Origin of the sequence: Parasphingopyxis marina (assembly GCF_014237875.1) — a bacterium.
Taxonomy (GTDB): Bacteria; Pseudomonadota; Alphaproteobacteria; order Sphingomonadales; family Sphingomonadaceae; genus Parasphingopyxis; species Parasphingopyxis marina.
On the sequence record NZ_JACJVJ010000003.1, the window covers coordinates 90670 to 117127 of the forward strand.

Annotated in this window: 23 protein-coding genes; 12 read left to right on the forward strand and 11 right to left on the reverse strand. The window is 61.2% G+C overall.

What is annotated here, in order from left to right; all coding sequences use genetic code 11:
- Positions 1–645: 645 nt before the first annotated feature.
- The 7 genes from H6P80_RS15000 to H6P80_RS15030 form a co-directional block, all read right to left on the reverse strand.
- Positions 646–2256, reverse strand: coding sequence for an AMP-binding protein (locus tag H6P80_RS15000; RefSeq protein ID WP_328805043.1), 1611 nt, complete (start codon positions 2254–2256; stop codon positions 646–648).
- Between the two features lie 69 nt (positions 2257–2325).
- On the reverse strand, positions 2326–3120 hold the full coding sequence (locus tag H6P80_RS15005) for an enoyl-CoA hydratase/isomerase family protein (protein ID WP_185802236.1): 795 nt from the start codon (positions 3118–3120) through the stop codon (positions 2326–2328).
- Positions 3120–3947 (reverse strand): SDR family NAD(P)-dependent oxidoreductase, encoded by an 828-nt coding sequence (locus H6P80_RS15010; protein ID WP_185802237.1) that lies wholly within the window; start codon positions 3945–3947, stop codon positions 3120–3122. Before H6P80_RS15010 ends, H6P80_RS15005 begins: the two co-directional genes overlap by 1 nt.
- A 1-nt stretch (position 3948) precedes the next feature.
- A complete protein-coding gene (locus H6P80_RS15015; RefSeq protein WP_185802238.1) occupies positions 3949–4347 on the reverse strand; it encodes a MaoC/PaaZ C-terminal domain-containing protein in 399 nt (132 codons plus the stop codon).
- 33 nt (positions 4348–4380) lie between these two features.
- On the reverse strand, positions 4381–4827 hold the full coding sequence (locus H6P80_RS15020) for a MaoC family dehydratase N-terminal domain-containing protein (RefSeq protein WP_185802239.1): 447 nt from the start codon (positions 4825–4827) through the stop codon (positions 4381–4383).
- A gap of 2 nt (positions 4828–4829) precedes the next feature.
- Complete coding sequence (locus H6P80_RS15025; protein ID WP_185802240.1) at positions 4830–6011, reverse strand: lipid-transfer protein; 1182 nt, start codon at positions 6009–6011, stop codon at positions 4830–4832.
- Positions 6012–6092: 81 nt separating this feature from the next.
- Positions 6093–6743: a TetR/AcrR family transcriptional regulator gene (locus H6P80_RS15030; protein ID WP_185802241.1), complete on the reverse strand. Its 651-nt coding sequence runs from the start codon at positions 6741–6743 to the stop codon at positions 6093–6095.
- Positions 6744–6885: 142 nt separating this feature from the next.
- On the opposite strand from H6P80_RS15030, the gene H6P80_RS15035 reads away from it, so the two are divergent.
- From H6P80_RS15035 to H6P80_RS15070, 8 genes are all read left to right on the forward strand, one after another.
- Complete coding sequence (locus H6P80_RS15035) at positions 6886–7506, forward strand: RNA polymerase sigma factor (protein ID WP_221893053.1); 621 nt, start codon at positions 6886–6888, stop codon at positions 7504–7506.
- Between the two features lie 14 nt (positions 7507–7520).
- On the forward strand, positions 7521–9203 hold the full coding sequence (locus H6P80_RS15040; RefSeq protein ID WP_185802243.1) for a long-chain fatty acid--CoA ligase: 1683 nt from the start codon (positions 7521–7523) through the stop codon (positions 9201–9203).
- Between the two features lie 23 nt (positions 9204–9226).
- The gene (locus H6P80_RS15045; RefSeq protein WP_185802244.1) at positions 9227–10870 is read left to right on the forward strand and encodes a long-chain-fatty-acid--CoA ligase; all 1644 of its coding nucleotides are present in this window, start codon (positions 9227–9229) and stop codon (positions 10868–10870) included.
- On the forward strand, positions 10870–11316 hold the full coding sequence (locus H6P80_RS15050) for a nuclear transport factor 2 family protein (protein ID WP_185802245.1): 447 nt from the start codon (positions 10870–10872) through the stop codon (positions 11314–11316). The genes H6P80_RS15045 and H6P80_RS15050 overlap by 1 nt, the downstream gene beginning before the upstream one ends.
- Before the next feature lie 215 nt (positions 11317–11531).
- A complete protein-coding gene (locus H6P80_RS15055; protein ID WP_185802246.1) occupies positions 11532–11954 on the forward strand; it encodes a hypothetical protein in 423 nt (140 codons plus the stop codon).
- Positions 11955–11972: 18 nt separating this feature from the next.
- Positions 11973–12863 (forward strand): enoyl-CoA hydratase, encoded by an 891-nt coding sequence (locus H6P80_RS15060; RefSeq protein ID WP_185802247.1) that lies wholly within the window; start codon positions 11973–11975, stop codon positions 12861–12863.
- A gap of 241 nt (positions 12864–13104) precedes the next feature.
- Positions 13105–14247, forward strand: coding sequence for an acyl-CoA dehydrogenase family protein (locus H6P80_RS15065; protein WP_221893054.1), 1143 nt, complete (start codon positions 13105–13107; stop codon positions 14245–14247).
- Positions 14244–15383: an acyl-CoA dehydrogenase family protein gene (locus tag H6P80_RS15070; RefSeq protein WP_221893055.1), complete on the forward strand. Its 1140-nt coding sequence runs from the start codon at positions 14244–14246 to the stop codon at positions 15381–15383. Before H6P80_RS15065 ends, H6P80_RS15070 begins: the two co-directional genes overlap by 4 nt.
- A gap of 23 nt (positions 15384–15406) precedes the next feature.
- Here the strand turns inward: H6P80_RS15070 and H6P80_RS15075 are convergent, their stop codons facing one another.
- Positions 15407–16168, reverse strand: a complete 762-nt coding sequence (locus H6P80_RS15075; protein WP_185802249.1) for a GntR family transcriptional regulator — start codon at positions 16166–16168, stop codon at positions 15407–15409.
- Between the two features lie 171 nt (positions 16169–16339).
- Here H6P80_RS15075 and H6P80_RS15080 point away from each other — a divergent pair, with 171 nt between their 5' ends.
- Genes H6P80_RS15080 through H6P80_RS15090 form a run of 3 tightly spaced genes read left to right on the forward strand, consistent with a single transcriptional unit; the run spans position 16340 to position 21231 of the window.
- Entirely contained in the window at positions 16340–18709 is a 2370-nt protein-coding gene (locus tag H6P80_RS15080; RefSeq protein WP_185802250.1) for a TonB-dependent receptor, read from the forward strand.
- Positions 18710–18754: 45 nt separating this feature from the next.
- The gene (locus H6P80_RS15085) at positions 18755–19834 is read left to right on the forward strand and encodes a phosphotransferase (RefSeq protein ID WP_185802251.1); all 1080 of its coding nucleotides are present in this window, start codon (positions 18755–18757) and stop codon (positions 19832–19834) included.
- Positions 19831–21231 (forward strand): MFS transporter, encoded by a 1401-nt coding sequence (locus H6P80_RS15090; RefSeq protein WP_185802252.1) that lies wholly within the window; start codon positions 19831–19833, stop codon positions 21229–21231. The genes H6P80_RS15085 and H6P80_RS15090 overlap by 4 nt, the downstream gene beginning before the upstream one ends.
- A gap of 41 nt (positions 21232–21272) precedes the next feature.
- Here the strand turns inward: H6P80_RS15090 and H6P80_RS15095 are convergent, their stop codons facing one another.
- The 3 genes from H6P80_RS15095 to H6P80_RS15105 all read right to left on the reverse strand — a co-directional run bounded on the left by H6P80_RS15095 (position 21273) and on the right by H6P80_RS15105 (position 25029).
- Positions 21273–22169 carry a phytanoyl-CoA dioxygenase family protein gene (locus H6P80_RS15095; RefSeq protein WP_185802253.1) on the reverse strand — a complete coding sequence of 299 codons (897 nt, stop codon included), beginning with the start codon at positions 22167–22169 and terminating at the stop codon, positions 21273–21275.
- Positions 22170–22265: 96 nt separating this feature from the next.
- Positions 22266–23699, reverse strand: coding sequence for an amidase (locus H6P80_RS15100; protein ID WP_185802254.1), 1434 nt, complete (start codon positions 23697–23699; stop codon positions 22266–22268).
- A complete protein-coding gene (locus H6P80_RS15105; RefSeq protein WP_185802495.1) occupies positions 23689–25029 on the reverse strand; it encodes an aspartate aminotransferase family protein in 1341 nt (446 codons plus the stop codon). Before H6P80_RS15105 ends, H6P80_RS15100 begins: the two co-directional genes overlap by 11 nt.
- 468 nt (positions 25030–25497) lie before the next feature.
- Here H6P80_RS15105 and H6P80_RS15110 point away from each other — a divergent pair, with 468 nt between their 5' ends.
- A complete protein-coding gene (locus H6P80_RS15110) occupies positions 25498–26457 on the forward strand; it encodes an AraC family transcriptional regulator (protein WP_185802255.1) in 960 nt (319 codons plus the stop codon).
- Position 26458 lies beyond the last annotated feature (1 nt).

Below are 26458 nucleotides of genomic sequence, written 5' to 3' on the forward strand. Positions count from 1 at the left end.
CGGCGCAGCCGAAAACGGCCAGGCGCGGTGGGAAATTGCGAACGGCGTTCCTGGTCTGGGGCTGGGTGGCGATTGTTATGCAACTTTGGAATCTGTATCTTTTTGTCGGCCTGATTGGAAAATAGGGGTTCGACAACATGCTGCCGCTGATGCAGATTCTCTCGCTATCTGCTGGAGTGGGCGTTCCGTGGCGGACGCCCAAGTGCCATGATTGCGATTTGCAGCCGCGCGATGCGGCAAATGGCCGAAATTTCGCGTAAAATCGCGCTGAGAATCTCGGTGCCGGAGAGATTGGAAAAAGCGGGAAAAAAGTGGTGCACCGTGCAGTCCGTGGCGAACCGGTCGCTGGTCGGATTTCCCGTTTTTTTGAAAAGGGGGGGGGGACGTTTGCGGTTTCGGCAAATTCTTCGTGTCTTCCATGCCGAGAGCTAAGCGTTGCGGCAGTAGGGGATCGAGCTCGCCGAGTCATAGGCTAGGGAATTTTATCGGTGGAGCAGGGTAAGGCCGTACGCGAAACAAGGACGCGCGCTTTCACCTCAATTCAATGCACGCGTATCGACCATTGAGCGGCGGTGACAGTGACGATCGGCGTACCGACCCGGTTCGTGCCGGTTGCCGTTTGATGGTTCGTGCACGGGCATCGAATTAAAGGGACAATGGCCGATCGGTAGCGATCGCCCGAGCGATTTCGGAACGGAGCACGTCCTTGCGCACCTTTCCCGTCGCGGTCTTGGGCAGTTGATCGACCAGCTCTATTCGCTCAGGCCATTTCTGCTTTGCCAGGCCCGATTGCGAAATGAACTCGGCGAGGTTCGCCCTGCTCAGTTCCGCGTCGGGCCGGAGGACGACGACGGCGCAGACGCCTTCGCCCAAGCGCGCGTGCGGCATCGCGACGACCGCGGCATCCTCGATAGCCGGATGCCGGTACAAGAGGTCCTCGATTTCCTTGGCGCTGATATTTTCGCCGCCGCGGATGATAAGATCCTTTTTGCGGCCCGTAATCAGCACGGCATTTTCCGGCGTGAGGATGCCCAGATCGCCGGTTTTGTAGAAGCCGTCATCGGTAATGGCCTCTTCGGTCTGAAGCGGATCGAAATAGCCAAGCAGCATGGCTGGCCCGCGGGCCAGAATCTCGCCTTCTTCGCCCGCCGCCAGCTCATTGCCATCCTCGTCGACGATCCGGACTTTATAATCCTCGATCTTGCCGTCGGTGGTGGCGGCAAGCTCGTGCTCATCGGCCCCATGAAAGCCCATCGTGATAAGCGGGGCTTCCGTACAGCCGAAGACCCTGAATGCCGGCGCGCGGTCCAGTACGGTATTGGCGTGCCGGATGATCGACGGCGGGACCGCTGCGCCGCCACAGGCGAAGAAGCGCAGCGAGGGCAGGCCGGTTCCGCGGCGTTCGGCGCAATCGGCAAGCTCTTTCAGAAATGGCGTCGCCGAGATCGTGCCGACGACATCATATTTCTCGATCAGGTCCGCCGCTTCCTCGGCATTCCATTGTTCCATGAGCAGGGTTTTGGCGCCCGTCAGAAGCGGCATTTCGAGATAGCCATAGCCGGTCAGATGGGTGACCGGCGAGGGCATGAGCAAGACTTCGCCCTCCTGGATGCGCCATTGCCGGATGCACATGTCGAGCGCGTTGTTGAGCGTGTTCTGGCTGTGAAGGACGCCCTTGGGCGTGCCGGTTGTGCCGGACGTATAGAGGATGATTTTCACGGCGTTCGGGCTGGCCGCCCATCCGCCCAGGGAGCGCCCGCGGCCGCACTCTACCAGAGCCTCGTAGCTGCGCGCCGGATCCGATCCGCGAACGAAAATGACCGTTTCCAGCGAAGGCAGGTCGGGCTGGATGCGTTCGGCCATCGCCGCATAGTCGAAGCCGCGGAACTGCTCGGCAAGAAACAATAACCGGCAACCGGAATCGGCCAACATCTGCCGCATTTCGGCATCCCGATAGATCGGTACGATGGGAACGACCACCAGCCCGGCCATCGCCGCGGCGAGATTGATCGCCGCCGCCTCATGCCAGTTGGGGATCTGGAAGCTGATCCGGTCGCCGGCGTGCAGCCCCAGATCGCCGAACGACACAGCAAGCGCCTCGGCGTCTTCGAAGAGCGCGCCGAATGTTACGCGCGGTTCGTTGCCGATAAATATCTCGGCATTCGGCGTTGCCATCGCCCTGTCATAGGCCAGTTCCGGCAACGTACGGTCGCGCCAGGCTCCGGTGGCCTGATAGGCCTGCAAATGCGCTGGCACGGCGTTCGACAAATCGGCTGAAGCTTGATCCGTCAGTGTCCTGTCTCCTTGGCCTATATGATCCGCTGGTCAGCGGCGCTTGCCGATAAAGTTACGGACGCCGGCCCGGAAATTCTCGGTATCCATGCAGATGAGGAGCCGGTTCAGTTCGGCCTCAAGCTGCTCGCTGACCGATGTCCTTGTCGATTGATAAATCAGCGATTTGGTGGCGGCGATGACTTCGCTGCCGTTTCCCGCAAGCTTGCGCGCAAGGGCCATGGTGCGGTCCGCGATTGCGGCTTCCGGCACGACATGCGTGACAAGGCCGAAAGCAAAAGCCTGATCGGCGGAAAGCTCTTCCTCGGCGAGAAATATCTGCAGCGCGCGCCTTGCACCGACCGTTTCGACAAGGCCGATCGTTCCCCCGCCATCGGGCGAGACGCCAAGCTGCGCATAGGATGGGCGGAACCGGGCGCTTTGCGAAGCGACGCACATGTCGCCCATGAAGCTGAGGGAAAAGCCCGCGCCGGCTGCGGCGCCCTGAACGCTGGTTATGACGAGCTTCGGCATCCGCCTGAGACAGCACAGGAACCGATGCAGTTCGGTGAGCAATTCACGGATAGGCGCAGCAAGCGCATCGAGGTTGGATGCGAAAAGGCCGATATCGCCGCCGGAACAAAAAGCCCGACCCGCGCCGCGGATAACAAGGACCTTTATGTCCTCATTGCGTTCGACCTGGCTGCCCAATACCGCCAGGCAGCGGGCCATTTCTATGTCGATCGTGTTGAGTGTCTCGGCGCGGTCGAGTGTGATCGATGCGACGGCCCCGTCGATTTCGAGCGATGCCGGCGCGCATCTTACGGGTGTCTCTTGCAGCGTCGCCATCAGACGAGAAGTCCTCCGGCACACACCAGCATCTGGCCGCTTATATAGTCGGATTCCGGAGCGCAAAGCAGGAAAACAGCGTCGGCGGCTTCTTCCGGCGTTCCGGCCCGCCCCAACGGGATCATGCGGGCCCAGCTGTCGAGCATCTCCGATCGGATACCGACCTTGATTTCGCGGCCTTCCATGTTGATCGTCGCCTGTTCGGCAGCGATGGCCTGGGTCAACCGGGTTTCGATCAGTCCGAACGCGACGGCGTTGACGTTGACATTGTAGCGCCCCCATTCTTTGGCGAGGGTACGGGTCAGCCCGCCAATCCCGGCCTTGGCGGACGCATAGCCGGACTGACCGGCATTACCGAACAAACCCGCGATCGACGAAATATTGACAACCTTGCGATGGATCGGCCGGCCTTCTTCTTTCTCCCGCCGGGCAGCCTCCCGAATGGGACCCGCCGCGGCGCGGAGGATCCGAAAGGGTGCGCCGAGATGGACATCCAGCATTTCCTGAAACTGCTCGTCCCGGGTGTTCTGGATCGTTGCGTCCCATGTGTAGCCGGCATTGTTGACGATGATGTCGATGCCGCCAAAGCCTTCAAGCGCAGTATCGATGAACCGGTCGGCAAAGTCCGGCTCGGTCACGCTGCCGTTCACCGCCATGGCCTGGCCGCCGCGGTCGCGGAGTTCGGATGCGACGGCATCGCCATGTTGGGCGTCGATATCGTTGACGACCAGCTTAGCGCCTTCCGATGCGAGCTTGAGCGCGACGGCCCTTCCAATGCCCCGTCCGGAGCCGGAAACCAGTGCCACGCGATCGTTCAATCTGGTCATGCTAGCTCCGCGCACCGACGGCCACGACCGCATGTCCGGTGAGTTTGGTTTCGCCAAACTGATCGGTCATTTCGAGGTTGATCGCGATGCGTTCCTCGCCCTCTTCTTCATACTTGCGGACTGGCCGGCCCGTGCAGCTGAGCCGCGCGCCGAGTTGCGTGATGGCCACGAAGCGGGCCGAGAAGCATCTGATCCGCTCAGGCGGCACCGTGTCGCTGATCGTCTGCCCCATATAGGCCATGCCGAGCATGCCCTGGCCGAAGACATCGCTGAAGCCGGCGGCTTTTGCGGCATCGCTGTCGATATGGGCAGCGTTGTGATCGCCGGATGCCCCTGCGTAGAGCGCCAGTGTCGCGCGCGTTATCGGCGGAAAATCCTTCTGCCAAACCCCGGATACCATGCGCCGCTCGGCTCCTCTTATGCGGGGCGATGCTCAGGCCCCGTTCCGTATGACAAGCGTGCGTTCGATTTCCGCCACCTCGACGCCATTTTGATTGGTCACATCCACCCGCTGGGTCAGGAATGTCAGCGCGCCGCCTTTTTTGTGCGCGACATTTTCGAGCCTCGCCAGGAAATCGAGCCTGTCCCCGCTTTTGACGGGATGGCGATAGGTGAAGCTCTGCTCGGCATGCAGGATCGTCTCGATCGGCACGCCAAGCTCTTCGGTGAAGGCGAAGGGGTTTTCCGCGTCGAGCATCTCGAGGCAGAAAAGATAGGTCGGCGGGATCGGAAGGCGCCCCTGTTCGTCCGGCTTTGTCAGCGCGGGATTGGTTTCACCGATCGCCTTGTGAAAGAAACGGAGCCTGCCCGCTTCGACCATCGCCGTAACGGGCACGAAACGATGGCCGATATAGCTGTCCAGCCTGTCAGCTTCGCTCATCGTCAAACCCGCTCATACAGGGTGACGACGCATGCGCCGCCAAGGCCGAGATTGTGCTGCAGGGCGAGCCGCGCGCCCTCGACCTGACGGACGCCGGCCCGATCGCGCAGCTGCCAGGTGAGTTCGGCGCATTGGGCAAGGCCGGTCGCGCCGAGCGGATGGCCCTTGGATAGCAACCCGCCGGACGGGTTGGTGACGACCTTTCCGCCATAGCTGTTATCATTGTCGCTGACGAACTTCGCGGCGCTTCCCTCCGGCGTCAGCCTCAGTCCTTCATAGGAAAGGATCTCGTTTGCGGTGAAGCAGTCGTGGAGCTCGACAACGTCCAGATCGTCCGGCCCGACGCCCGATCGTTCATAGACCTGATCCGCCGCATTGCGTGTCAGATCATAGCCGACCGCCTTGATCGGGCTCGCGCCGTCGAAGCTCGTTGCGGTGTCCGTCGTCATCGCTTGGGCCCGGATCGCGACTCCGGGCGAGAGCCCGTGCTTGTCGGCGAACCGCTTGGATACGAGGATCGCGGCAGCACCGCCGCAGGTGGGGGGGCAGCATTGCAGCCGGGTGAGGGGCCCCAGCATATGCGGCGAGGCCAGTATTTCCTCGACGCTGAGAGGGGTGCGAAAGATCGCCCTGTCATTATGTTCGGCGTGCCGCCGCGCTTTTTCGGTGACTTTGGCAAACGTCGCGTTGTCGGCACCGTAGCGTTGCTGATATTCCAGCCCGGCGGCCCCGAACAGCTTGATCGCCATGGGTGCCGACTGCGCGCCTTCCACCTGATCCGCGACCGCGGTGAAGCGGGAGAGCGGGGTGGGGCGATCGGGATAGAGTTCCTGGAGCGCGCCTGGCGCCATCTGTTCGAAGCCCAGCGCCAATACGCAATCCGCGGATCCGGAAGCGATGGCCTGCCGGGCGAGGAACAGCGCGGTCGATCCGGTCGCGCAATTATTGTTTACGTTCACGATGGGAATGCCGGTCAGGCCAACTTCGTAAAGCGCCGCTTGCCCACTCGTCGAGTCGCCATAGACGTAGCCGGTATAGGCTTGCTCGATGTCGCGATAGTCGATCGATGCGTCCGCCAGTGCCGCGCGTGCCGCCGCGCTGCCCAGTTCGTTATAGGATGGAGATGTGCCGGGTTTGACGAACGCCGTCATGCCAACACCCGCTACAAGGACGTCCGTTACCATTTTTGCGCCTCCCCTTACCAATGGGTCGGGGCTGCTACCAGTGAGTCGAATATTTGGCAAGGGGCGGTTTGGCTCGTCCCGCTAGCTATCCGGAGATAGGCTTCCGCTCGTCTCAATACCGGCCATTACGAAGCCGATAAGCTGCGCGGTGACCTCTTCGACGCCGAGAGAACCATCGCTGTGATACCATTGGGGGAGCCAGTTCATCGCGCCGAAGATGAACATCGCGGTCACCTTGGGGCTGTCGCACTGGAGCGTTCCGTCTTTGCGGCCGTCCTCGAGAATATCGACAAGGGCATCGTTGATCCGGCGTCGGCCCTCGACCACCGTGCCCTGATTTTCGGGTTCAAGCGCGCTGACACCGGTCATCACGAGACAGGTGCCGAAATCGTCGACAACCATTCGGACATAGCGTTTCAGAAACTCTTCCAGCCGCTCGCGTCCGTTTGCCTCGTCTGGTCCGGGCAGCGGGGTCGCGTCGTCGGTAATCGCTTCGATGGCGATGCGATGGCACTCGAACAGGATGTCGTCCTTGCTGCGGAAATAATAATATAGCGTGGGTTTGGAGATGTTCAGCTCTTCGGCGATTTCGGCGAGCGTGGTCTCATGGAACCCGCGCTTGCTGTATGTGCGCGCCGCCGTCCGCAGGACCACTTGCCGCTTCATCTCGAACTGTTCGTCGCGATTCTGAATCGCGGTTCCCCAGGCGCGCTTCGGTGCGTTTTTCGTCATTTCCAACCCTTTTGACGCCAAGCCGAATCTCGACGGGCCACTGGTAGCCCTTGACTTTAATTCGACCAAGAGGATTATTAATCGACCACAAGATGAATATTCGACTCATGAGTCGAATACGAGGATGCAAGAGGGGCGAGCTATGCCGGAGACGAACGGAAGGGCCGAGGCAAAAGGCGCGCTGATCGCGGCAAAAGGCGGAAGCGCGCGCGATAAAGAACGGGTGGTCACCGATCTCTATCGCGAGAATTGCGACAAGCTTCGCAGCTATGTTTTGCGCATGCTGAAATCACCGGCCGATGCCGATGACGTCGTCCATGACGCGTTCGTCCGGTTTTATAGGAGCGACGTCTTCGCCTATGACAATCCGCGGGCGGTGCTGTTCAAAACCGCATGGCGGCTTGCTCTGAACCGTATTCGCTCCCGGCGCAGCAACCCGGTGGACCGTGCGGATACCCTGATTGACGAACTGACCCAATATCCTTGCGCGGCGGTTTCAGCCGAAGAGGACATCATCTCGAGGGAGAAGGAGAGCGTGTTTCGCGCGGCTATTGCGAGCCTGCCGCCGCGCTGCCGTCAGGTTATCGAATTGCGCACGATGCAGGAACTGTCCTTTCGGGAGATGTCCGATCGGCTGGGGATCTCTGTCAGCACGCTCGAAAAGCATATGGCCCGGGGGAAGCGGGCATGCATCGAGGCCGTGTCGGTGGGGTATGACCATGAAAGCCGCGCTTACGCTACGCCCTCAGCTGTCGCCGCTTGAAAGAGCGCGGCAGAATGGCTCCATCCGCTGAAGGTCGAAGCCAACCGGGCCTGGCAATGCCCGGCGCGATGCAGGATATTCCCCTGCAGGTTTCATCCATGCTGCGTCATGCGGCTGCCATCAACGCCCGTCACGAGATTGTGTCGCGCGGGTCGTCGGGGGACCTTCTTCGCTACGACTATCGGACAGCGGAAAGGCGTTCGCGCCAGCTGGCCAAGGGGCTGCGGGGCCTCGGCATTGGAACGGGGGACCGGGTCGCTAGCCTCGCCTGGAACACCCACCGGCATTTCGAACTATTCTATGGCGTGCCCGGAATGGGCGCAGTCCTGCACACGGTGAATCCGCGGTTCCGCGACGACCAGATAATCTATGTCATCAACCATGCCGGCAACCGGGCGCTGTTTTTCGATGCCGATCTTGCCGAGCTGGTCGCGCGGATCGCGCCGCAGCTGACGAGCGTGGAGCATTATGTGTTGCTGGGCGACGACGCGGAGCTTCCGGCCAACGTTCAAGTGCCAATGACAAGCTATGAAAGCCTGCTTGCCGACGAGGATTTTCGCTGGCCCGAGCTCGACGAACGGTCGGCGTGCATGCTGTGCTATACTTCGGGCACGACGGGCAATCCCAAAGGGGTGATGACATCCCACCGGTCGACGGTGCTCCATGCGCTGGCCGCGCAATCCGCGGTCGCATTCGGCCTGACGCCGATGGAGAGCGTGCTGCTTGTCGTGCCGATGTTTCACGCTTTCGGCTGGGCAATCCCGTTTGTCGCGGCGATTTCGGGGGCGAAGCTGATATTGCCGGGCCCGGCTCCGGATTCCGCGACGCTGGTTGATCTGATCCGCAGCGAAGAGGCAACGCTGGCCATGGGCGTGCCGACGGTGTGGAGCGGCATTCTCGATCATGTTGCTAAGGACGGGGTGGGGCTTGCGCCGCTGCGCCGTGCATTGATCGGCGGTTCGGCAGTGCCGTCCCATATCAGCTCCAGCCTAAGGCAGGACCATGGCGTCGATGTCATTACAGGCTGGGGAATGACGGAGCTCAGTCCGCTCGGATCGTTCACGAGCACGACGCCGGAGATCGAAGCGCTTCCGACGAAGGAGGGCGAAGCGGCGAAATATGGGCGCGCCGGACGGATGCTCTATCCAGTCGAGCTGCGGATCGTGGACACCCGAGGCGAGCCGGTGGCCGCCGACGGCGCGGCGGTGGGCGATATCTGGGTCAGGGGGCCCAGCATCGCCGCGGGGTATTTCGGGGACGAAGGGGAAAATGTTCTCGACAAGAATGGCTGGTTTCCGACCGGCGATATCGGCACGATCGATCGCCACGGTTCGATCGCCATCACCGATCGCTTCAAGGATCTGATCAAGTCCGGCGGCGAATGGATCAGTTCCACCGAGCTGGAAAGTGCCGCCGCGCTTGCGCCGGGGGTGGCGCAGGTGGCGGCGATTTCCGCCCGTCATCCCAAATGGCAGGAACGCCCGTTGCTGATCGTCGTACCGGCGTCTGGCGCCTCGCCGGACGCCGAGGCGATCACCGATGTGATGGCGACGACCTTGCCGCGCTGGCAGCTGCCCGATGCGATACTCTTCGTCAATGGGTTGCCGCTGACGGCCACCGGAAAGGTCGACAAAAAAGCGCTGCGTGCGCTTTATGGCGATCATCTGATCGACAATTCCTCCGACAAGCGGGGCTGAGACGGGGCATGGAAGATCCGAACATGATTACGGCAACGGCCACCCCGCCCGCAGGCAAGACCGCTGCCGCTACCTATCATCCTGAGATCCGCACGCTCGGCGATGCGCCCCGGTTTCACGGGCAGTCACGCGGCGATGCCACGGCCTTCATCTTTGGGGACAGGCATACCAGCTATGCCGATTTCGATAGACATACGGCCCGGGTGGCGAACGGTCTTGCCGCCCAGGGTCTGGGTCCGCGCTCGCGGATTGCCTATCTTGGCAAGAATTCGGATTTCTATTTCGAGCTGCTATTCGGCGCGTTCCGGCTGGGGGCGGTAATGGTGCCCGTCAACTGGCGGCTCGCCAAGCCCGAGATCGTGCATATCATCGCCGATGCCGAGGCCGAAATCCTGTTTACCGACGATTTCTGCGCGCCGTCTGTCCACGATATCGCCGATCAGCTGACGGGCATACGCTTGATCATCGCGACCGGAGAGGGTGCAAACGGCTGGATACAATATGAAACGTGGCGCGACGGGCAAAGCGCAGAAGACCGCCCGAGCGCGATTGATCCGGGCGATGTGGCCGTCCAGCTCTACACGAGCGGAACGACTGGCCTGCCCAAGGGCGTGCAGCTGAGCCATCAAGCCTTTTATGCCTTCAACGAGATGGCGGCCTCCGAGCCGTCGTCCTTCGGGGCTGATATGGATTGGAATATGTGGACCGCGGACGACATGAGCATGGTCGCGCTGCCGGCCTTCCATATCAGCGGAACCGGCTGGGGCGTGGTTGGCGTCTATGTCGGCGCGACGAACGTCGTCCTTCCGGAATTTGTGAATGCCGACGTCATCGACGCCATTCGCCGGTTCAAGGTGACCAAGACGGCGCTGGTCCCGGCCACCATCGACATGATCGTGAACCACCCCGATTTGCGGCCCGAAGACTTCGGATCGATGAAACAATTCCTCTATGGCGCGGCGCCCATTCCGTTGCCGCTGCTCGAACAGGCGCTTGCGGTATTCGACTGCGGTTTCGTCCAGATGTACGGCCTTACCGAAACCTGCGGCGCGGTGACCTATCTTCCGCCGGAGGACCATGTGCCGGGAAATCCCAACCTAGCGTCGGCGGGCAAGCCCTTGCCTGGCGTAGACGTGAAGATTGTCGGTCCCGATAGCGACACGCCGCTGCCGACCGGCGAGATTGGCGAGATATGCTTGCGAACGCCGGCGATCATGCGGGGATATTGGAAACAGGAATCCGAGACGGGGCGGGTGATGGACGATGACGGCTGGTTTCGCAGCGGCGACGCCGGTAGTCTCTCGGAAGATGGATATCTCTTCATTCGGGACCGGGTGAAGGACATGATCGTGTCGGGCGGCGAAAATGTCTATCCTGCCGAAGTCGAAGCCGCATTGCGCGGCCATCCGGATATCGCCGATGTTTCGGTGATCGGCATACCAGACCCGAAATGGGGCGAGGCCGTGAAGGCGGTCGTCGTTCTCACGCTAGGCGCAAAGCCCGATCCTGCCGGCATCATCGCTTATGCGCGCGAGAGGATCGCCGGCTACAAGCTCCCCAAATCGGTAGATTTTCTCGATGCCTTGCCACGCAATGCTTCGGGCAAGGTTCTGAAGCGCGAATTGCGCGCTGCCTATTGGGCCGGACGGGACAGGCAGGTGAATTGATGGGGGATCAGGCGATGCACCCGGCGGAAAGGCTTTTGATCGAGCGTAGCTGCGAACGATTGCAGGCGCGCTATGCCCAGACCGCGGACAATGGAGACATAGAAGGATTTGTGGAGTTGTTCGTCGAGAACGGAAGCGTGGAAGTGCCCGAACATCGAGCTTTTGTCGGTCATGCCTCGATCCGCGAGTCGATCCGCGCACTGGCTGCCACGGGCCTCACCATGCGACATGTCATTACCAACCGGCTGGTGACCGTCATCGACGAAACTCATGCCCAGGGCTCCTGTTATCTCACGGTGTATAATAGCGATGCGGAGCCGGACGCTTCGGGGATAAGGCCAGCTGGCCTGCCGGCCACTATTGGCGAATATGCCGACCGGTTTACGAAGACCGATGCCGGTTGGCGTTTCCAGTCGCGAGTGTTGAAGCGCGTGTTTCGGGGATAGCGCAAGGGCCGGGATACGGCCCCGACGCGCGATTTGCCGGAGCAGAGACTAGCGGGTTGGTGCGCCTCATGTGTCCTGACATTGTATGCAACCATGGCGAACAGGGAGAGATCGGGCCCGGGAAAGGGACAGGTTGATAGAAGCGAAAGCCCAATCTGAAAGAACCGATCTGGCCGGGACTGCGTATGAAACCCAGGATGGATGAGGAGAGCGCAATGGCAGAGCGCATCGAGTTCGCAAGCGACGCATGGTTGGAAAAACTTTGCGAACTGCTGGAGAAATACACGGCTCTTGCGGGGCCGGAACTGGAACTCAGCATCTGTGAGGTTTTCACAGGCGTGCCGAAACATCTCGATAAGAACGGCAATGGCGTGATCGCCTGGCATTGCCATATTGTCGGCGGTGAAGTTGTATTCGAAGATGGGGAAATCGAGAGCGCGGACCTCAAGACCGTGGCCGACTATGATTTCGTACTGCCCCTAGCGCGCCTGACGATCGACGACACGACGCAGGAGGAATATCTCCGGCTCCAAAAGCTGGGAGCGGAAACGGGCAAGCTTAGCGGCAGCGGCGACAAGTCGAAGGTCCCGCAGTCCTTTTACGCTATGCACAATGAAATGGCGGAAATGACCGCCTGAATTCGGAGACGAGATACGATGACGCCCGAACATATTCGCTACGAGACCCCGGAACCCGGTATCGCCCGGATCATCATGGATCGGCCGCAGGCGGCGAACGCCCAGGACACCCAGTTTCTCTACGAGCTGAATGACGCCTTCGATCGCGCGGCTGCCGATGACGATATTCAGGTCATCATCCTGGCGGCGACGGGGAAGCATTTCTCGGCCGGGCACGACATCCGGGAGCGCGATCACCATGACAATCAGGACCGCTACAGGCCCGTCACGCCATTCCAGCAGCACCGGCGCCCGGGCGCCGAAGGGCGCATGTCGCGTGAAGAGGAACTGTATACGGGCTTCTGCGAACGCTGGCGCAATCTGCCCAAGATAACGATTGCCGCTGTCCAGGGAAAATGCGTGTCGGGCGGGTTGCTTCTGTGCTGGCCATGCGACCTGATCGTGGCGGCCGACGATGCGCAATTCCAGGAAGTGACGGTCGCGATGGGGATCGCGGGTGTGGAATGGTTCGCCCATCCCTGGGAGATGAACGCGCGCAAAGCCAAGGAAATGCTGCTGACCGGCGAGCCCATTGGCGCGGACGAGGCGCGGCAATTGGGCATGATCAACCGGGTTGTCCCGGCTGACCGGCTGGAGGCCGAAACGCTGGATCTTGCGATGCAGATCGCGCGCCAGCCCGGATTTGCAACCCGGATGGTCAAGCAGGCCGTCAATGCCGCGCAAGATGCCCAGGGCCGGCATTCGGCATTTCAGACAGCCTTCGCCCTGCACCAGCTGGCGCACAGCCATGCGATGGAGGTTCACGGCCTGCCGATTGATCCCACCGGGATTCATGAAAGCGTCTCCCGCCATTATGGCGACGGCGAAGAGCCGTTCCGGACGAAGGGCGCATCTGCATCGGCCAAATAGCGCGATCGACCGCGCGTGCCGTTGGCGGGTTTCCAACTGACCAGTGTCCCCATCAAGGGAGAGCAGGGTGAACACGGCATTGCCGAAACGGGAAACGGGATGGGGCGGAACAAGATGATCGTTGCCATTCGGGGCCCGGCTGCATCCGCCGACCGGAGCTCGGGCTCCGATTTAGGCAGCGGTTCGCCGTCAGCCGCTGAATCCAGGAGAAATGACGTCCCGTGTTAGATCGGCCTTCCCCATGATAGAATCGCGCCATTACACGCCCGAGCACGAGATATTCCGGGAAAGTGTCCGCCGCTTCATAAACCGCGAATGCATGCCCCATCGCGAGGCATGGCAGGAGCAATGCATGGTTTCGCGCGATATTTGGCGTAAGGCCGGCGAACTGGGCATGCTCTGCACCAAGGTCGATGTGGCCTATGGCGGTGGCGGGGGAGACCTGTTTCACTGCCTGATCGTACTCGAGGAGCAGACGCGGGCGGGCTTTGGCGAGCTCGCTTTCTATCTCCATAGCGACATCATTGCGCCCTATATCGAGCTCTACGGCACCGAGGAGCAGCGGCAGCGTTATCTTCCCAAATTGGCGTCCGGGGAAATGATCACGGCGATCGCAATGACCGAACCGGGCGCCGGGAGCGACCTGCAGAACATTTCCACCAATGCCCGGCGCGACGGGAATGGCTATCTGCTCAACGGCCGCAAGACGTTCATCAGCAACGCGCAGCTCGCCGACCTGATCGTCGTTGCCGCCAAGACCGACCCCGCGGGCGCGGCCAAGGGCATGAGCCTGTTCCTTCTGGAGACGAAGGATGCCGACGGGTTCGCGCTCGGACGCAATCTCCGCAAGGTCGGCTGCAAGGCCCAGGATACGTCCGAGCTTTTCTTCGACGATGTCCGCTTGCCTGCCGACGCGCTGCTCGGCGGGGTCGAGGGGCAGGGATTTTATCAGCTGATGGAGCGGTTGCCGGAGGAACGGCTGATCATGGCGATGTCGGCCGTCGCCAATATGGAATCGGCGCTCGACGAGACCATCGTCCATGCCAAGGAGCGCGAAATGTTCGGCCAGCGTCTCATCGACTTTCAGAACACCCGCTTCACCCTTGCCGAGTGCAAGACGATGACCACGGTTGCCCGGGCCTATCTTGAACATTCGATCGACCAATTCGTCGAGGGGCAATTCGATGCGCGCGACGGGGCGATGGCCAAATGGTGGACGACCGACAAATGCTGCGAGGTCATCGACGAGTGCCTGCAGCTCTTTGGCGGTTATGGCTATATCCGCGAAACGCCGATTGCGCGGCGCTATGCCGATGCCCGGCTCGGCCGCATCGCCGGCGGCACGAACGAGATCATGAAAGATCTGATCGGACGCTCGCTATGACCGCCGCGCCTGTCACGATGTTGCCTTACGGCGATGAGCATGAGCTGATCCGCGCGACGGCGAAGCGCTTCTTCGAAAGCGAATGCGCGCCGCATCAGGAAGCGTGGGAGAGCGCGCGCATGGCGCCGCCCGAGATCTGGCGGCGCGCCGGCGAACTCGGCCTGCTCTGCCCGCGTATTGCCGAGACCTATGGCGGCTCGGGAGGCGATTTCCTGTTCGCCGTCGTCCTGATCGAGGAACAGGTGCGTGCCGGCGCCACCGCACCTGTCATGTCGCTCCATAGCGATGTCGTCGCGCCGTATCTCGCGCATTACGGGACCGACGCGCAAAAGACGGAAATTCTGCCGAAAATGATCTCGGGCGAAACCGTGGGTGCCATCGCGATGACCGAGCCGGGCGCCGGCAGCGATCTGCGCGGCATGCGGATGACTGCAAAGCGCGATGGCGACGCTTATGTCCTTAGTGGACAGAAAACCTTCATTTCCAACGGTGCCTCGGCCGGTGTCGTCGTCACCGCCGCGAAGACCGGGGAAGCCATTAGCCTGTTCATCGTCGAGACCGCCGACCTTCCCGGCTTCAGCCATGGCGCACCGCTCAAGAAGCTGGGGCAAGGCCCCGCGGATATCGCCGAGCTTTTCTTCGACGACGTCCGCGTTCCGGCCAACCGGCTGTTGGGCGAAGTCGAGGGTCAGGGCTTTCGCCAGATGGTCGAACGTCTCGCCGAGGAGCGGCTGCTGACGGGGATCGTCGCAGTCGCGATGATGGAACGCGCGATCGATCATGCCGTTGCCTATACCAAGGAGCGCACGGCCTTCGGAAAGCGCATCATCGATTTTCAGAATTCGCGGTTCAAACTCGCCGAGGCCGAGACCGAAGCGCGCGTTGCGCGTATTTTCCTTGAGCGCTGCATCCTCAAATTCGTCGACGGCCGGCTTGGCGAAGACGAAGCCGCGATGCTGAAATGGTGGACGACCGACCTCCAGGGCAAAATCGTCGATGAGTGCCTGCAGTTCTTCGGCGGTTATGGCTATATGCTCGAATATCCCATCTCGCACATGTGGCTCGATAGCCGCGTCGCGCGGATCTACGGCGGCGCCAACGAGATCATGAAGGAAATCGTGGGCCGGACGCTTTGAGGGTGATGTCGAAACCCGCGCGCTTAAGCCGGGGTCTCGCTCAGGCTGTTGAGTTCCTTCAGCACACTGACTGACAGGCTCGAATCACGGAGCAGGCCGGCCAGCATATGGCTGCAAGAAACGCCCATGTCGCCGATGATGGCGCTCAGGGCCGCGGACGGATCCCGCTCCTGAAGGGCGTCTATCAACTTGATATGGTTCTCGAAGCCGGACTGGAGCACTTCCTTGCCCTGGGCATATTCCTCGGCAAGGTGAAGATTCAGCGAGGGGCCGATGAGCAGCCAGAGCCGCTCGATATTCTCGACGAGATAGGCCGATCGCGATGCCCTGTAGACTGCGAAATGGAAGCGCTGGTTATCGCGCATGGCTTTGCGCAGATTACCGGCCAGGGCATATTGCATCAGGCCGTCGTTGATCTCGACGATCTGTTCGACTTCGCTGTCGGTAATTCTTTCGGCGGCTCTGGCGGCGGCATGGCCTTCCAGCAAGCGGCGCAATTCGAGCATCTCGACATAAGCTTCGGCGGAGAGTTTCGACACCTCGATATGCCGTTTGGGATGGACCCGAAGGGCGCCCAGTGCGGCCAATGTCGACACGGCTTCCCGGACCGGTGTCACACTGACTCCCAAAGCCTCGGCGAGCGAGCGGAAGGTCAATTTCTGCCCGGGCGAGAATTCGCCGCGCATTAATGCTTCGCATAATCGGTCATAGGCCCGCTTATGAAGCTGCGCCTCTCCGGGGGACGCATCGATATCGAGATCGGGATAGAGTCGGGCAACCGCCATTTATCTGTTATGCCAAACGCCTTCCCGACAGGCAAGCCTGCCCGCTAGCATATGGCCAGATAGGCCCTGAAATGCGCGATGTTTCGGCCCCAAGATTTTTTCCTTTACTCGGTCCCGATTCATCTGATATCACAGTTTCATATACTGACATAACACAAGAGGGGGTCGGTAATGATTTTGGGGAATGACAAAGGCTCGGGGCGCCGCGACCGTATTCGGCAAACGCGCAAATGGCTGCTGCTCGGTACTTCGGCGGCGCTAATTCTGGGCACGGGCTCGCCGCTCGTGGCGCAAACAGGGGGTACGACCGAGGCGGCGGGATCGACGCCGATCGTCGTCACCGCCACCCGGCGCGAGGCGAATCTGCAGGACGTGCCGATCGCGATAACGGCCTTCTCGCAGGACGATTTGCGCGAAGTCGGCGCCGACCAGCTTCAGGACCTGATCCGCGTCGTTCCCAATGCGACATTGTACGACGATCGCGGGGCCGGTCAGCCGACCTGGGTGATCCGCGGCGTGGCGCTCGCCGATTTCAATCCCAACAACACGCCGACCGCAGCGATCTTCTACGATGAATTCTATCTTCCCTCGAACGCGCTTTCCGGTCTTGCGCTCTACGACGTCGATCGCGTCGAAATCCTGAAAGGTCCGCAAGGCGGGCTCTACGGGCGCAATACGACGGGCGGCGCGGTCCGCCTGATTTCGAGGCAGCCCGATACCAGCGAGTTCGGCGGTTATATCGATGCGAGCTATGGGAGCTGGGGCCGCATTCAAGCGCAGGGGGCGCTCAACGTTCCTCTGTCCGACAGCCTGGCCATACGGATTTCAGCAAGAACGGACCAGGATGGCGGTTGGCAGGACAGCCTTGCAACGCCCGGAGACGACAATCACGGCGACCGGGATATCTTTTCCCTGCGCGGGCAGATTCTGTTCGAACCGAGCGATTTCGTGCGGCTGCGCGTCAAGATCGAAACGGGTAGCGACAATTCCGAAACGCTACTCGGTCGCGCTACCGCGAGCGAGGATCTTGCCGTTCCTTTCGCCTTTTGCGCGCCGGTGATCGCCGGCCGGCAGAACGAGGCGCTATGCGGTACCTGGGCCGACCGCAACTTGCTGGCCATGGGCCAGCCTCTGGGTTTTTCGGCGAGGGATCAGTCGGACAATGCGCGCGTCGTGCTCTCCAATCCGATCAACCAGCTCGACAATGACTGGATGAACTACAACTTCCAGGCCGATTTCGAACTCGGTTTCGCCACGCTGACCTCGATCACCAATCGGCTGACCTATGACTATCGGCAAGTGTTCGACTATGACGGGTCGCAGTTGGCGCTGGGCCATGAAGACAGCGACGTCCATTTCTCGGTCTGGTCACAGGAGCTCAGGCTCACCTCGACCACGGACTCGAATTTCGACTGGCTGATCGGCGGGGTCTATAATTACGATCGTATCGACGACAGCCGCGATTTCGCGCTGACCGACAACGTCATCGCCGCGCCGCCGCCGGTCAATTCGCTTACCCGCAGTTATAACCAGAAGACCGAGGCCTGGGCGGTCTATGCCAATCTCGGCTACGATTTTTCGGATCGGGTCCGTCTCCATGGTTCGCTCCGTTACACGGACGAGAGCCGGCGGATATACAATGCGACGCTTTTCGTCCCGGCGCTCAACTTCAACCTGTTCGAAGGCTATAGCGACGAGATCAATCTCCAGACGCACTGGACTGGCCATATCGGTCTGGACTTCCATCCTTCCGATGATGTGCTGCTCTATGCGACCGCGACGCGCGGGTATAAATCGGGCGGCTTTTTCGGGGGCGTGGCGACCGATACGTCCGTGCTTCTTCCCTATCTGGAAGAAACAATCTGGGCCTATGAACTTGGTTTCAAAACCGAATGGCCGGGTGGCCTCCGCGTCAACGGTGCCGCTTTCTATTACGACTATCAGGATCGGCAGGGCTATCTCAATCAGGTCAACCCCGCCAACAATCTGACGGCGGTCCGGCTCGGCAATCTGGGCGATGTCGAACTGTACGGGGCCGAGCTTGAACTGGCATGGACTCCGCCGGAGGTCGATGGCCTGACGCTAATGGCCAATGTCGCCTATCTTGAAGGGTCGATAACCGATTCAAACGCCACTTCGGTAACGCTGACCGGCCAACCATATGCGCTCGAAGGTCTGCCGGTGAGCGCTCCGCGCTGGAGCATGTTCGCCCTGGCACGGTACGAATTTCCGCTGTCGGCCGCGCTCAGGGGTGCGCTTCAGGTCAACTATGCCTGGCAGGCTTCGCCCAATCCCGATTCCTCCTATACCGCCGGTGGCAGCGATATCAGTTACGCGCTGTATCACATTCCCAGTCACGGTACGCTCGACGCGCGGATATCCGTGGCGGGCGACGAAGGCCGCTGGGAGCTTTCGCTGGAAGGCCGCAACCTGACAGACGTCAGCCATCCGGCTGTCGCGACGCGCGACAGCGGTGGAAGCTATATGAGCTTCTATAACGCTCCCCGCACCTTCCGCGCGCGACTGGTCTACAATTTCTAGTCGCCGGCTCGCCTTTCGTCTGCCCTACAATGCCAAGCGCGCCCGATGAGCATCGCGGGTGCCAATGACGAAGTAAAAACGCTTATGGGTTCGTTATTGGGGCAGGGAACGGGACGAGTTTCGTCGGACGAAGCGGCTGAAATTGCCCGCGACATGTTCGACGTGGAAGGGGTGGCGCGTCCGCTGGGCGGCGAGCGCGACGAGAATTTCCGCATCGATGCCGCCGGCGGCGTCTCCTATGTCCTCAAGATATCCCATCCGGCGGAAGATCTCATCGATACCGAATTTCAGGTGGCGGCGCTTGCCCATCTGGCGCGTGACGGCGCCGGTCTCGTCGTCCCCCAACCCGTATCGAGGCCTGACGGTCGGCTATTTGGCCTGATCGAAAGTAAAGACGGGGAGCCGCGCGCCGTGCGGTTGTTGACCTATCTGTCGGGCGAACTTCTGCACACCGTCACCCCATCGCCTGAACTGATGCGCGAGATCGGAAATGTCACTGCGCGGCTGGATTCGGGCCTGAGCGGACTTGAGGTAACGCGGCCCGCGACCGGCCTTTTGTGGGATTTCGCCAATGTTACGCGACTGCGGCCGCTGCTCAAACATATCGAAGGCGACGATATCGCTAGCCCCGCGGCCGGCGCGATTTCTGCATTCGAGGAACATGTCGTCGAGACGGGACCTCTGCTGCGTTCGCAGATTCTCCATAATGACCTCAATCCCCATAACATTCTGGTCAGCGCCGACGCGCCGCGACGGGTGAGCGGGATTCTGGATTTCGGCGACATGATCCACGGCCCGTTGATCGGGGATCTCGCCATCGCCTGCTGCTATCATCTGGAACCCGGGGACAATCCGCTCGCCGGCGTCGCAGCCTGCGTCGGGGGCTATCACCAATATCTGCCGCTGTGCGAAAAGGAGCTTGAGCTGCTTCCCTATTTCATGGCCGCCCGCCAGGCGATGACCGTATTGATCACCGAATGGCGTGCGCGAGAAAATCCCGAAAACCGCGACTATATCCTCCGCAACAACGCGTCAGCGCGGACCGGCTTGCAAGAGCTGGCACGGTTATCTCGCAATCAGGCACAGGATCTGCTTGTCTCCGCTTGCGAAGGAAGCGTGCAATGAGCGACGTAAAGGAAGCCCGGCGCCAATCCGGGCATGGCGAGGACATGGCGCTCTGGCGCATGGCTATGTACGGCCTGCCGGCGCTTCCGATGGCGTTTCTTTACATCCCGGTGCCGCTCATGGTGCCGGCGTTCTACGCAGAACAATTCGGGTTGAGCCTGTCGGTCGTCGGCGGCTTTCTTTTTGTTTCGCGCGCCTTCGACATGCTCATCGACCCCGCGCTGGGCCGCCTGTCGGACACGACCCGATCGCGATGGGGGCGGCGGCGGCCCTGGATGGTGATCGGCGCGCCGATCATGATGCTGGGAACGGCGCTCATCTTCATGCCGCCGGACTGGGCAAATGGGCTCTATCTGATGGTCGCCTCGATGGTGATCTATTTCGGTGCCTCGATGCTGGGGTTGGCTTATTCCGCCTGGGGCGCGGAGGTCGTCGATACCTATCATGGACGATCGAAGCTCGCCGGTTTCCGCGAAACATTCAACATTATCGGCATCCTGCTCGCAGTCAGCATTCCCGCGATTACCGCGCTCTACGGCCATGGCCTCGATCGCTACACAATGTCGATCATGGGATGGGCCGCGATCCTGATGACGCCGCCCGCCATATGGGCGGCGATACGCTGGGTTCCCGAACCGCCATCCATGCCCAAGGCGCCCGCCGAGAAACCTTGGTGGCCGACCGTCAAGGACATCTTCGGTAACTTCGCCTTCCGCTATCTGTGCATAGGCTTCGTCGTGCTTAGCATCGGATCGAGCATCGCCAGCGCCACCCTGATTTTCTACGTGTCCTACTATCTCGGCCAGCCAGAGCTGATCGGGCCGGTGTTGCTGGTGTCGTTCATTGCCGTGCTTCTCTTCGTGCCGGTCTGGGTAAAAATCAGCCGCCGGATCGGCAAACACAAGGCGGTCGCCTATTCGCTGTTCATCGCGATTATCTGTTCCAGCTGCGTAGCGTTTCAGCTGAGGCCCGGGGATGGCTGGCTGTTTGTCGGGCTGATGGGCGTGTTGGGCGGCGCCAGTTCGGCCTTTCTGACGCTGCCGGTGGGTATCATGGGCGATGTCATCGACTATGATGCGCTCAAGACCGGCGAACAGCGCGGCGGAATTTATTTCGGCATCTGGGCTTTCGCGCAGCAGATCGCGCCCGCCCTCGCTGTTGGCACGGCCTTGCCGATGCTCGACTGGCTGGGGTTCAGCGCGTCACAGGACAACAGCCCAGAAGCGCTCGACGCATTACGCTATGTCTATTGTCTCGCGCCGCTGCCTTTTTATGTAATCGCCGCGGTGCTCCTGCTCTGGTTCCCGCTCGACGATCGCCGGCATGGCATCATTCGCCGACGGCTCGAGAGGCGACGGCTGCGAAAGGCGCGGATCCAGGCATCGCCCGACTGGTAAGGCCCGCGTCTATCCAGCTCCAGTCGTCCTGCCACCCGTTCCTAGCCATATTGGCTTTGATAGGTGCCGTGGACGAGCGCCATATTCTCGAGCTTGGGGCCTTCGGACCGATAGCCCTGCCAGTCCTGGCGGCCGATGATCCGCGCGAAATCCGGACCCTGCCCCGCGACAATCTCATCGGGGAGATCGTCGAACGATTCCGGCGGATAGACGAAATTGCGCGCGAAGCTCGTCGCAATATGGGCGCGCAGCACGTCATTCTTCTTGGGGAAGGTGCAGTGCCAGGTGTTGCCGGTGAAGACGGCAAGCGAGCCGGGCGGCGCGATCAGCGGCGCGACCGTGTCGTCAGGTAGCGCGCCGCCAGCGAACTGCGGTTGCTCGGCTTGGGTGGGATGGCGGCGATAGCGGTGACTGCCCGGAACGAAGCCGAGGGTGCCGTTCTCGACCGTATAGTCGGTGAGGATCCAGCTGACATTGCAGACCGTGCTATAGGCAGGCAGCGGCGGAGGGACGCCGACGCTATCGCTGTGCATGGCCGTTGGCCGTGCTGGCCCGTCTTTGAGAAAAGCGACGAGACCGGCCAGGCGATAGCTCAGCCCCATCGTATAACTCGCCATCAGCCGCACCACCGGGTTCATCATCGCATCAATGAACAGCTGGTCGCGGGCGAGAAGATGAAACAGCTGCCGGCCCGCTGCCGGCTTGGTGTCTTCATGCTTGTTGAGCTCGACGGTCAGTGCATCTTCGTCCGCGATGATCGCTTGCAGCTTGTCGAGCAACTGCTCGGCGAAACCGGCCGGCGCACCTGTTTTTTCGCGAGGAATGACCGTGAAACCGAAGGTCTCAAGCTCGGCGATATTCGTCTCGAGGCCGCGTCCGCGCACTTGCCGATAGACGTCGTCCATCCCCGCCATGGAACTCCAGTTGCCAATTTCCATTGCTATTCCTTTCGGTCTTGCGTGCGGCCTTGTTCGAAAGACACCTGTTTGGCGCATATCCGCCACTTCTCGTCCGATCGCGTGCCCGGCCCTTGGTCAAGGTCGAAACGGCTTGGCCGGAAAACGCTGCGCCCATGGCCGGGCGCTCTCAATTTGGCCCGCGAGCCGGAACAGCGTCGCCTCATCGCCAAAGCGGCCAGCGAACTGGACGCCGATCGGGAGGCCTTCCTCGCTCCATGTCAGCGGCATGTTCATCGCCGGTTGGCCGGTGACGTTGAATGGCTGGGTGTTGGGAATCCACGAGAAGAGACGCTCGGCATAGGTACTGAGATCTTCGGCGTTCGTGTCGAGATAGCCGACCGCCACGGGCGGCTGCGCGACGGTTGCCAACAGCAGCACGTCATAATCTTCGAAAAAAGCCGCCACCTTGCGCGAAATCTGGATAACCTTTGCCTGGGCAGCGAGATATTCGTGCGCCTTGGTTTCCTGTCCGTCCTGGTAGATCATCCAGGTCAGGTGCTCGAGCTCGCCTTTCTCGATAGGCGTCCCCCGTGTCGCAGCTTCGCTTTCGAGCATATCCACGACGGAAGTGGTCACGAGGACATTGGCAGCGATCGCCATCTCCACGAAATCGACCGGAGGCCGCGCTTCCTCGACATTATGGCCTAGCTCCTCGCACAGCCGCGCCGCATCGAGCACGGCGTCCTTGCAGACCGGGTCGAGCGCGCCATGGATCAACGCATCGGTCGTGAATCCGATACGCAGCGGCCCCGGTTGCCGTCCGACTTCGTCGACAAAGGGCGATGGGCTCTTGGCGAGCCAATAGTGATCGCCGGGCCGCGGGCCGCTGGCGATATCGAGCAACATCGCGCTGTCGCGCACGGTTCGGGTCAGTGCGTGCTGGACCGCCAGGCCTCCCCAACCCTCGGTCGAGGGCGCGAGCGACACGCGGCCCCGTGTCGGCTTCATGCCGAATAGGCCGCAACAGGATGCCGGGATCCGGATCGATCCTCCCCCGTCGCTGGCATGGGCGGCAGGCACGATTCCGGAGGCGACGGCTGCGCTCGCCCCGCCCGAAGATCCGCCCGGTGTGCGGTCGAGATTCCAGGGGTTGCGTGTCGGGCCATGCAGCACTGGTTCGGTGACCGCGGCGAGCCCGAGTTCGGGCGCATTGGTCTTGGCGAACAGTGACAGCCCGGCCGCGCGATAGGACGTGACGATGGCGCTGTCCTGATCGGCAACCTTGTTTTCGAAGAGGCGTGACCCGGCCGAAGTAACGGTACCCTCCATCTGCACGGTCAAATCCTTGATCGGAAAGGGAACGCCGCGCAGCGGCCCATCGGGCAGGCCGGCATCTATCGCCGCACGCGCTTGCTCTTCTAGGTCGACGGTAATCGCATTGATCACCGGATTGACGTCCGCCGTCCGCGCGAGTGCCGCGTCGAGCAGCTCGCCGGGCGTTGTCTCGCCGCTCGCGACGAGATCGGCGAGCCCCATCGCATCATAGCTACTATATTCTTCAAACTTCATCGGTCGGGTTCTCGCCTGCTCTGATGTCATGGGTTGGGGTGCCGATTATGTCGCACAGGGCTTCGACAAGAATGTCGACATGACCGGTTTCGAAAATCAATGGCGGCCGGATTTTGAGCGTATGGCCTTCGCGCCCGGTCGCGCTGATCAATATGCGCTTGTCGCACATCGCATTGACGATCCGGTCCGCGCCTTGGGGGGCCGGCTTTTTGCCGGTTTCGGCTTCCACAATGTCGATGGCGGCGAACAGGCCGACCGTCCGGATGGCACCGATCGCCGGGTGTCCGGTCAGGGCCCGGTGGAGCCTTTGGGCGAGATAGGCACCCACCGCGACCGCATTGGCCGTCAGCTGTTCCCGCTCGATGACGTCCAGCACCGCATTTGCCGCCGCGCAGGAAACGGCGTTCCCTCCGAACGTATTGAAATAGCGGACACTCTTGCCGAAGGGCGCGACCACCGCGGGCGCGGCGACAACGGCCGCGACCGGATGGCCGTTGCCCATCGGTTTGCCCATGGTAACGAGATCGGGAACGATACCGTGCCGTTCGAACCCCCAGAAATGGCTACCCGTCCGCCCGAAGCCGGATTGCACTTCGTCGGCGATGAATACGCCGCCGGCTTCATGGACTTCGTCGATGGCAGGCCGAAGAAAGCCAGCGGGATCCGGTCTCAGGCCGTCGCTGGAGAATATCGGGTCGACAAGCAGGGCGGCGAGACCGACGCCTTCCTCTTCGAATCCCGCCGCGGCCTTCCGCACATCGTCGGCGAATTGCGCGCCCGCTTTTTGCCCTTCGCCCGGTAGAGGCACGGTCTTGATGCGCTTCCGGCCGGCTATGTCCGGACCGAGCGAGGGCGACGCGGCAGCGATGGATTCGGTTACGCCGTGATAGGCGTTTTCGGTAACGATCACGCCTTGCTTGCCGGTGAAGGCGCGGGCGATGCGCAGTGCCAGATCGTTCGCTTCGCTGCCCGTGCAAGTAAACATGACATGGCTCAGTTCGGGCGGAAAGGTCTTCAGAATGCGTGCCGCGTAATCGAGGATCGGTTGGCCGAGATAGCGCGTATGCGTGTTCAGCGTTTGCGATTGGGTGCAGATCGCGTCGACGACGTGCGGGTGGCAATGGCCGACCGAGGCGACATTGTTATAGGCATCGAGATAGCGGTTGCCGTCGGTATCGAAGAGCCACACGCCTTCGCCGCGCACGAAATGGACAGGCCGCTTGTAGAACAGCCGATAGGCGGGTCCGAGCAGGCGCGCGCGTTCTTCCACCATCGCGCGTTCGCGAGGTTCCAGGATATCCGCCGCGTTGCCGTCATAGGCGTTGACCATCGTCACCGCAGGTAGGCTCCCCGGTTGGGCGAGCCCGGGACGGGAAATTTGTACGACGCATAGCGCGTTCTCAGACGCGCAAATCTGTTTGCTCGCATCCCTTCCTCCGGCATGGCGAGGCTATTGCCTAATCTGGTATAACAAAAAATGCAACTGGCATAACAATAGAATTGTTCTGGCTATTTGGATGATCCGTCGCGGCGGGTGTTCTCCTGCCAGAATGAACGTGGTGACATCGAGCGCCGGATAGCTAGGTTGAAACAACCCGCCAAAATACTCGCGTCCTTAGTCCGGTTATGGTCAAATGCAGCGGGGTCTGGATGCACATGGAAGTCAGCCGTATTTCACCAAGCGAAATGTAGAATTTGAAACATTGTACCGATCTTTGGCGGCACGTGGCGCTTGTGCTAGCAAGTGTTCTTAAGACATTCCGCCAAATCAAGCGGGTGCGAGGAGGGGATCTTGTCCATGCTACTCGATCCAACGATCGACTACGAGCATTCGATTCAAGGCCGTATCTGCGGTAAAGCTTTGGAAAGCTGGAAAAATTTCCTTTCCGCTTCGGTCATGGAGATGGACATCGTCAGCCTGGATGCCGACCAGTTCGGCGCCAAAATGCGGCATTTCGGGCTCGGGCAGATCAGTCTCAACCAGTTTTATTCGACGCCTCAGCGTGTCGTGCGCTCTCACTCCATGGCGCGGCGTTCCAGCCAAGCAACGTATGAACTCGTATTCGTTCTCGAAAAGCCGGCATATTTTCAACATTGCGGACGAGAGCTGAAGGTGCCCGAAGGCAATTTCGTCCTGCTGGACAATAGCGAGGCATTCGAGTTGCGGTTCGACGAAGGCAGCCAGTGCCTCAGCACGCATATCGAAGACCGGTGGCTGCGCAGGTGGATCGCGCATCCCAAGGCGATTGTGGCTTCGCCATTCGACGGGACCCAGTCCTGGGGCGCCACGCTGGCTTCGTTGTTGCAGGCTGTTTCGTCACGCGGGCTGGTCGATGCGCCGCTTTCTCGCAATGTCATTGGCGATCAGATCGGCGCGACGCTTGCCTTGATGGCTGGCAACGGCGGCCAACCGGCGAGCCGCCATCAGGAGGAACTCTTCAGCCGCCTGATGAATATCCTGCGCGACCGTTTCGATGACACCGAACTTTCACCGGCCAAGGCGGCGCGGCTGGCGGGTATTTCCAAACGACACCTCCATGGCGTGTTTGCATCCAATCACACGACTTACGGCGCGGAACTCATGGCAATAAGGCTTTCGCACGCCGCGATGATGCTGAAGGACAAACGCTACGCGGCATACCGTATGGCGGATATTGCCTGGTCCAGTGGATTCTCCGATCCCAGCCATTTTGCGCGGCGTTTTAGAGAAGGGTGCGGGCAATCACCGACTGACTACCGAAAATACGGGGCGCCCTAAC